Raw genomic sequence first — 7,870 nt, forward strand, 5'->3', positions numbered from 1 at the left:
GCCGCGCCTTGCGCGACCCGGCGCCGCACGCGCTGCACCGGGTCGCCCCGGATGACGGGGCGCGCCTCGCCGGACGCGCTCACGACAACCGATACAAGCTGGATATCCCGGAGATCTCAATGAAAAAGACCCTGACGGCGCTCGCCGTAACGGCAACCTTCGCAGCCCCCGTGTTCGCGCAAAGCAGCGTCACACTGTACGGCGTGATCGACGAAGGCCTGAACTACACGAACAACGTCGGCACCGGCCACGTCTACGAAATGGCGAGCGGCTACGCGCAGGGCAGCCGCTGGGGCCTGAAGGGCAGCGAGGATCTCGGCGGCGGCATGAAGGCGATCTTCCAGCTCGAAAACGGCTTCGACGTGAACAGTGGCCGGCTCAACCAGGGCGGCCGCATGTTCGGCCGCCAGGCCTACGTCGGCCTGAGCCAGACGCAGTACGGCACGCTGACGTTCGGCCGCCAGTACGACTCCGTCGTCGACTATCTCGCGCCGACCACGGCCAACGGCAACTGGGGCGGCTACCTGCTCGCGCACCCGTTCGACAACGACAACACCGACAACTCGTTCCGCCTCGACAACACGGTGAAGTACGCGAGCCCGAACTTCGGCGGCTTCCAGTTCGGCGGCGCCTACAGCTTCAGCAACAGCACGAACTTCTCGGACAACCGCGCGTACAGCTTCGGCGCGCAGTACCAGAACAACGGCCTGCTGATCGGCGCCGCGTACCTGCAGGCGAACCACCCGGGCGACGGCTCGGCCGGCGCGATCACCGCCAACGACGCGAGCTACATCGCCGAGCGCATGCGCGTGTTCGGCGCCGGCATCAACTACACGTTCGGCCCGGCAACGGTCGGCTTCGCGTACACGAACTCGAACTACAAGAACCCGACCGGCAACGGCTACCTCGGCACGCCGGGCGCGATCATCGCCCCGGGCGCGACGGTCAGCGCGATCAAGTACCAGAACTTCGAGGTGAACGGTTCGTACCAGATCACGCCGGCGTTCATGGTTGGCGCGCAGTACGTGCTGTCGCTCGAGAAGTACGACGCATCGACCGGCGACGCGAAGCCGAAGATCCACTCGGTCGGGCTGATGGCCGACTACAACCTGTCGAAGCGCACCGACGTGTACGTGCAGGCCGCGTACCAGCACATCGCCGGCGACAAGACGAACTCGATCCTCGACAACGCGTTCATCCCCGGCACCGACGCACCGTCGTCGACGTCGAACCAGGTGGCCGTGCGCGTCGCGCTGCGCCACAAGTTCTGACGCAACCCGGTTCTCCGTTCTTCACGCGACACCCGCGCGGGTCTGCCCGAGGTGTCTTTGCCCGCCCGCAGGCGCAAGCCTGCCGGCGGGCTTTTTCATGCACGCCGCCACGCGTGAGCGACCGATACTCGCGAAACGGATAAAACGCGCGCGATTGCCCCGTCAACCGTGACAGGTCAACGAACGACCATCCGCCGATACACTGTGGGCCTCCGCAACGGCCGCCATCCGCACGATCCTCGATGCCTGCCGTCGCCCCCATTGCGCACGGCCTGCCGCCTTCCGCCCGCACCGCGCGCCTGCCGCCCATCCCCGAGGAGTGTCACTTGAAGCACTGGCGCCGCGCGCTGTTCACCTTCGCCGCCGGCCTGCTGGCCGCCGCGACGTCCGATGCCCGCCCGATCTGCACCGTCGTCGCCGACGCCGCCACCGGCCAGGTGCTCGTGCAGCAAGGCGACTGCGCGACCCGCGTGACGCCGGCGTCGACGTTCAAGGTCGCCATCAGCCTGATGGGCTTCGATGCGGGCGTCCTGAAAGATGCGCACACACCGACGCTCGATTTCCACGCCGGCTACCCCGACTGGGGCGGCGCGCCGTGGCGCGAGCCGACCGACCCGGCGCGCTGGATGAAGCTGTCGGTGTTCTGGTACTCGCAGCAGGTCACGCAGGCGCTCGGGCAAGCGCGCTTCCAGCGGTACACGAACGCGTTCGGCTACGGCAACGCGGACGTGACCAGCCAGCAGGGTGAACTGAACGGCGTGATGGGCGCATGGGTCAACGCGTCGCTGCGCATCTCGCCGCTCGAACAGGTCGGCTTCCTGCGCAAGATCGCGAACCGGACGCTGCCCGTCAGCGCGCACGCGTTCGACATGACCGAGCGCATCACGCTGATCGACACGCAGCCCGGCGGCTGGGTCGTGCACGGCAAGACGGGCACCGGGTCGCCGGGGCGCAAGTACGATGCGTCGCACGCCTACGGCTGGTTCGTCGGCTGGGCGGCCAAGGGGCCGCGCAAGCTCGTGTTCGCGTACCTGATGCAGGACGACCAGCGGCAGACGCCGAACGCCGGCCTGCGCGCACGCGATACGTTCCTGGAGGCGCTGCCTGCCCTCGCCGAACCGGGCAGGCCGCAATGAGCACCGGGCCGCGCAACGCGCGGATCGACCTGCTGCGCGGCGTGTCGATCGTGCTTGTCCTGCTGCATCACTTCAACATCCCCTACTCGCTGCGCGACACGGCGCTCGCCCGCGTATTCGGCTGGGATGCGGTGCATGCGGTGGTGCGCAACGGCAACTACGGCGTGACGATGTTCTTCGTGATCTCCGGCTACCTGATCACGTCGAATGCGCGGCGCCGCTGGGGCAGCCTCGGCGCGGTCGACGTGCGCGCGTTCTACGTGTCGCGTATCGCACGCATCATCCCGTGCCTGCTCCTGCTGCTCGCGCTCGTCAACGGCCTCGCGGCGGCCGGCGTGCCGATCTTCCAGAACCATGCGCCGGAGGGCATCGCGGTGTCGTTCTGGCTCGTGAATCTCGCGTCGCTGACGTTCTGGATGAACGTGCTGATCGGCGCGTACGGCTGGGTCAACTACGCGCTCGGCGTGCTGTGGTCGCTGTCGGTCGAAGAGGTGTTCTACCTGTCGTTCCCGCTGCTGTGCATCGCACTGCGCCGCGATGCGCGACTGGTCGCGTTCTGGGTGATCATCGCCGCGATCGGGCCCGTGTACCGCTTCACGCACGCCGGCGACGAAGGCGGGTTCCTCTACGCGTACTTCGCGTCGTTCGACGGGATTGCAATCGGCTGCTGCACCGCGCTGCTGGCCGAGCGCGTGAACGGGCAGCGGCTGGCCGCGCCGCTCGTGCAGTGGCTCGTCGTGGCGGCGATGGCCGTGCTCTATCTGGCCTGGCCGATTGCGGAAAGCCATGTCGCAGGCGTCACCGCGATGGCGCTCGGCACGGCCGCGCTGCTGATCGGCGCGCACGTCAACGGCGAGCGCGCGCACGGCCGCCTGCTCGCGCCGCTGGGCCGTGCCGGCAAGCTGAGCTACGAACTGTACCTGTTCCACTTGATCGTGCTCGGCGGACTGCGCACGTTCTGGCCGCCGTCGGCCACGCATGGCGACACGAAGCTGCTGTTGCTGATGGCGTATCTGGCGTTGTCGGCGGCGCTGAGCGCAGCGATCGCACGCGGCTATGCGACACCGCTCGACCGTTACATCAAGCGGATCGCGTCGCGGCCTTCGTCGCGCGTGCCGGACGGCGCGCGCTTCTAGCGTGCCATCGGCAATGGCTGCCGGTCAGCCGCAAAAAAATCGGCCAGGGCCCGGCCGTATCGCTCGACGATACCGGCCGGCCTGACCGCAAGCCCCGCGTACAGACGGTGAAAATCGTCGATCAGTCGAGATAGTCCGCGTATTCCTTGCGCGTATAGCTGGCGAGCGTCTGCCACGGCAACGTCTCGCGCCGCGCGGCCGGCGCCGGTGTCAACGTCAGCTTGCGCACGACGCGGCCGTCGGCACTCCGGTATTCGACCGACAGCGGCGCCTGCAGCTTCTCGTTCCACAGGATCCGGTTCACACCGCGCGCACCGGGTGTGTCGACCGCCTGCTCGTACCAGCGGGTGCCGGGCGTGTCGCCGCGCTTCGCCACTGCGAGCCGCTTCAACTGCGACGGCGGCGTGACGTAGTACGCGTTGTCCCACGAGCCGTCGAAGCCCGTGGTTTCGTACTCGGCCGGCGGCACGCTGACGACCGTCCGGTTCGCCACATCCACATACTCGATGCGCGTCGTCTTGCCGTCGGACGTCACGTGCCGCGCGGCCGCCTGGAAGTTGAAGTGCTTGTGGCCCGCGTGGGCGGCTGCCGGCTGCACGCCAGTGCGAGCGCCCGCGTCGTGGTCATGGTCGTGATCGTCGCCGTGCCCACCTGCCGCCGCGACGGGCAGCACGCGTTCGACCCACACGTGCCCGTCGCGCCGCACCATCCGTTCGCGATACATCGTCGTGCGCGTCACGCCGTCGGCCGACACCGTGCGGCTCTCGTGCAGCAGCACGGCGTCGAGATCGGCCGCTGCAAGGGCCGGCAGCGCAACCCACCCGCAAGCGAGCGCGCAGAGAAGCTGACGTTTCATCGGGCGTTCCCGTTCCTCATGCAGTCAACGGATTCAGAAGCCGAACGCCGAGCGCACGAGACCGAACACCTTCGTGTTGTCGATCGTGCCCTTGAACGCCTTCGCATCCGCACCGTCGGCGAACAGCATCACGTCGCCGCCGCCGTGCGTCTCCGAGCCCGCGCTCCCCATCCGCACGCCGACTTCCTGCAGATACGCCTCGTTCGTCGCGGTGGCCGAATCGACCGACGCGCGCACGTTCGGCCGGTTCGCGCCGTTGCCGAACACCAGCGTCGTGTAGGTGTTGCCGTCGGCGTCCTTGCTCGGCTGGCCGTCGCGATAGTTTCGGCTGATGTCGAGAATCGGATTGCCGCGCTTCGAATAGCCGTTGATCGTCATCGTGTGGTCGTGGTCGGCCGTCACGACGATCAGCGTGTTCGACAGGTCGACCTTCGACAGCGCGACGCGGATCGCTTCGTCGAACGCCGCCGTGTCCTCCAGCGCGCGTTTCGCATTGGTGCCGTGCAGCGCGTGATCGATCCGGCCGCCTTCGACCATCAGGAAATAGCCGTTCGAATTCTTCGACAACACGTCGATCGCCTTCGACGTCATTTCGGCAAGGCTCGGCTGCGTCGGCCCTTCGCCCTTGCCCGCGACGCGATCGAGTTCGTACTCGAGATGGCTCGTCGAGCTGAACAGGCCAACCAGCTTGCCGTTGCCGGCCTGCGCGAGTTGATCCCTGGTCGCGACGACCGTGTAGCCCTTCGCCTTCATCTCGTTGAGCAGGTTGCGGCCGTCCGCGCGCCCGCGCTTGTTGGCCGCCGGATCGAACGGCGTCCAGTGGTTGCGGCCGCCGCCCATCAGCACGTCGACGCCGTCGCCGAGCGCCGCGTTGTAGCCTGCGCCGCCCGGTGCGGCCTGCGCGGCGATGTCGTACTGCGCATCGCGATGGCAGATGTGCGAATAGGTCGCGGCAGGCGTCGCGTGCGTGAGCTCGGTCGTCGTGATCGCCCCCACCGCCTTGCCGCGCGCCTTCGCCAGCTCCAGCAGCGTTGCGACCGGCTGGCCGTTGCCCGGCGCGCAGTTGTTGACGGTCTTGTTGCCGTTCGCGTCGTTGCCCGGCGCGACCGCGCGCGTGTCCGACGACATCGACAGCACTTCGTTGTTCATCTTCACGCCGGTCATGTACGCGGCCATCGACGGCGCGCTGTCGGTCGTCTGCGCGTCGTTCGAGAAGGTCTTGACGCGCGCGGTGCGGGCCAGCTTCTCCATCGTCAGTTGTCCCGACTCACCGACCTTGTAGATCCGGCTCGCCGTCACGGTCGTCGGCCCCATGCCGTCGCCGAGAAAGAAAATCACGTTCTTCGCCTGGCCGGCGGCCTGCGCCGCGCCGCATGCGAAACCCGCGACGGCCAGCGCCGCCGCGATGCACTTGATGGTCGACATCCTGTATTCCCCTGTACCCGTATGGTCGGCGCTCACAGCTGCACCGCGTTGCGCACCAGCTCGAAGACCTTGTTGTTCTCGATCACGCCGTGGAACGCATCCGCGCCGCGGCCGATCGCACCGAGGAACACATCGGTGCCGCCGTGCGTCTCGTTGCCCTTGTCCATGCGCACGACCGCCTCCTGACGATAGTCGTCGGCGCCCGTCACCGCGTCGGTGAGTGCCGTGCCCGCGCGGCTGCCCTGCACACGGTTCTCGCCGTTGCCGAAGCCGATGATCGTGTACGGCGCGCCGTCCGCGTCCTTCGCGACCGCGCCCGTCTGGTAGCTGCGCAGCACGCCCAGCACGCCGGGCTTGCCCGCCTCGGTCTTGCCGGTGCGCGCCGCATAGCCATTCAGCACCAGCGTGTGATCGTGGTCGGCCGTGACGACGATCAGCGTGTTCTTCAGGTCGGGATCGGTCTTGCGCACCTTGTCGATCGTGGCCTTGATCGCGTTGTCGAACGCGACCGTGTCCTGCAGCGCGCGCTTCGCATTGGTGTCGTGCAGCGCGTGGTCGATCCGGCCGCCTTCGACCATCAGGAAATAGCCGGCCGGGTTCTTCTGCAGCACGTCGAGCGCGCGCGTCGCCATGTCGGTGAGGCTCGGCTCCTTGGTCGCGCCGCGATCGAGGTCGTAGCTCATGTGGCTCGACGAGAACAGGCCGACCAGCTTGCCGCCCTTGGTCGCGTCGGCGGCCAGCAGATCGTCGCGGTTCTGCGCGAACGCATAGCCCTTCGCCTTCAGCTCGTTGACCAGGTTGCGCCCGTCGGTGCGCTTGCCGCCGCCGTCCTTCGGCACGAAGAATTGCGTGCCGCCGCCGAGCACGACGTCGACACCGTCGCCCAGCGCACCGTTGTAGCCCGCGCCGCCCGGCACGAGTTGCGCGGCGATGTCGTTCTCTGCGTCGCGATGGCACACGTGTGCATACGTTGCCGCAGGCGTGGCGTGCGTGACACGCGTGGTCGTCACGACACCGGTGGCCAGCCCCTGCGCCTTCGCGATCTCGAGCAGCGTCGTTGCCGATTTGCCGTTGTTCGCGCCGCAGTTGCCAGTGAGGCTCGCGGTCGGCTCGATCGCCTTCGTGTCGGGCGACATCGAAATCACTTCGTTGTTGGTCTTGACGCCGGTCATGTACGCCGACATCGACGGTGCGCTGTCCGTCACCTGCGCATCGTTGGAATAGGTCTTCACGAACGCGGTTTCCGGCAGCGTATCGATCGTGAGCGCGCCGTCTTCACCAACCGCGAAGATGCGCGCGGCCGTCAGCGTCGTGATCCCCATGCCGTCGCCGAGGAAGAAGATCACGTTGCGCGCGGCCAGCGGCTTCATGGGGCCGGGCGCCGTGCTGGTCGGGCCGTCGTCGCTGCCGCATCCGGCAAGTGCAAAGGCGCCCGCGCACAGCAGCGCCGCCAGTTTGATTCGATTCATGTTGCCGGTTCCCCCCGCCATTGATGCTTTCGAAATGAAAGGCGATGGTAGGAACCTGATGTGACGGCAATATGAATGGTAATTGGAAGGATTAGAAGGGATTACGAAAGGAGAAAGCGAGGCGCCACGACCGGGCGCACCGCACACAGCGGCATCATTCGGTGTGTTCGGCGGTGACGCTGCGCACGGTCACGATCCGCGCAGGCGGTATGTTTGCCCAGACGATCCGGCTGCCGCAGGCAACAAATGCCGAATCGCCGAGCGGATGACGGCCGGGCGGCCGCAGATCGTACGTGAACTGAATCATCACGCCGTCGGCCGACAGCACGCGATGGCACTGGTCGACGATCGCCGCCACATCCTGCCGCGGCAGCGTGCGCAGCGGCAGGCACGACACGATCGCGTCGACGCGGGCCTCGGGCGGCAGCAGCCGCTCGAGCTGCCGTGCGTCGCCCGACACGATCGAGATGCCCGGAAAGCGTCGCCGCAGATGCTGGACGAACGCCGGCGAACGCTCGACCACGACGAGGCGCCGGGGCGCGACACCGCGTTCGAGCAACGCCGCGGTGATCGCGCC

7 protein-coding genes are annotated in these 7,870 nt (G+C 67.6%); 3 read left to right on the forward strand and 4 right to left on the reverse strand.

Features of this window, described 5'->3' with window-relative positions:
• Nucleotides 1-119 precede the first annotated feature (119 nt).
• The 3 genes from G3N93_RS29170 (at nt 120) to G3N93_RS29180 (ending at nt 3,543) form a co-directional block, all read left to right on the forward strand.
• Complete coding sequence (locus G3N93_RS29170; RefSeq protein ID WP_174939383.1) at nt 120-1,271, forward strand: porin; 1,152 nt, start codon at nt 120-122, stop codon at nt 1,269-1,271.
• Between the two features lie 326 nt (nt 1,272-1,597).
• Entirely contained in the window at nt 1,598-2,407 is an 810-nt protein-coding gene (gene blaOXA, locus G3N93_RS29175; RefSeq protein ID WP_206134515.1) for an OXA-1043 family class D beta-lactamase, read from the forward strand.
• Entirely contained in the window at nt 2,404-3,543 is a 1,140-nt protein-coding gene (locus tag G3N93_RS29180) for an acyltransferase (protein WP_206134516.1), read from the forward strand. The genes blaOXA and G3N93_RS29180 overlap by 4 nt, the downstream gene beginning before the upstream one ends.
• Nucleotides 3,544-3,664: 121 nt before the next feature.
• On the opposite strand, the gene G3N93_RS29185 is transcribed toward G3N93_RS29180, so the two are convergent.
• From G3N93_RS29185 to G3N93_RS29200, 4 genes are all read right to left on the reverse strand, one after another.
• A complete protein-coding gene (locus tag G3N93_RS29185) occupies nt 3,665-4,399 on the reverse strand; it encodes a hypothetical protein (protein ID WP_206134517.1) in 735 nt (244 codons plus the stop codon).
• Nucleotides 4,400-4,432: 33 nt separating this feature from the next.
• On the reverse strand, nt 4,433-5,824 hold the full coding sequence (locus G3N93_RS29190; protein WP_174939858.1) for an alkaline phosphatase: 1,392 nt from the start codon (nt 5,822-5,824) through the stop codon (nt 4,433-4,435).
• A gap of 32 nt (nt 5,825-5,856) precedes the next feature.
• Complete coding sequence (locus G3N93_RS29195; RefSeq protein WP_174939393.1) at nt 5,857-7,293, reverse strand: alkaline phosphatase; 1,437 nt, start codon at nt 7,291-7,293, stop codon at nt 5,857-5,859.
• A gap of 154 nt (nt 7,294-7,447) precedes the next feature.
• The coding region (locus tag G3N93_RS29200) for a class I SAM-dependent methyltransferase (protein WP_206134518.1) at nt 7,448-7,870 on the reverse strand (423 nt) is incomplete at its 5' end.

It is taken from the genome of Burkholderia sp. Se-20378 (assembly GCF_017104665.1).
Lineage (GTDB): Bacteria > Pseudomonadota > Gammaproteobacteria > Burkholderiales > Burkholderiaceae > Burkholderia > Burkholderia lata.

Excerpts from the sequence above, each read along its gene's own strand:
- G3N93_RS29195 (WP_174939393.1), bottom strand. The coding sequence starts at position 7,293 with ATGAATCGAATCAAACTGGCGGCGCTGCTGTGCGCGGGCGCCTTTGCA.
- G3N93_RS29180 (WP_206134516.1), top strand. The coding sequence starts at position 2,404 with ATGAGCACCGGGCCGCGCAACGCGCGGATCGACCTGCTGCGCGGCGTG.
- G3N93_RS29185 (WP_206134517.1), bottom strand. The coding sequence starts at position 4,399 with ATGAAACGTCAGCTTCTCTGCGCGCTCGCTTGCGGGTGGGTTGCGCTG.
- G3N93_RS29190 (WP_174939858.1), bottom strand. The coding sequence starts at position 5,824 with ATGTCGACCATCAAGTGCATCGCGGCGGCGCTGGCCGTCGCGGGTTTC.
- G3N93_RS29170 (WP_174939383.1), top strand. The coding sequence starts at position 120 with ATGAAAAAGACCCTGACGGCGCTCGCCGTAACGGCAACCTTCGCAGCC.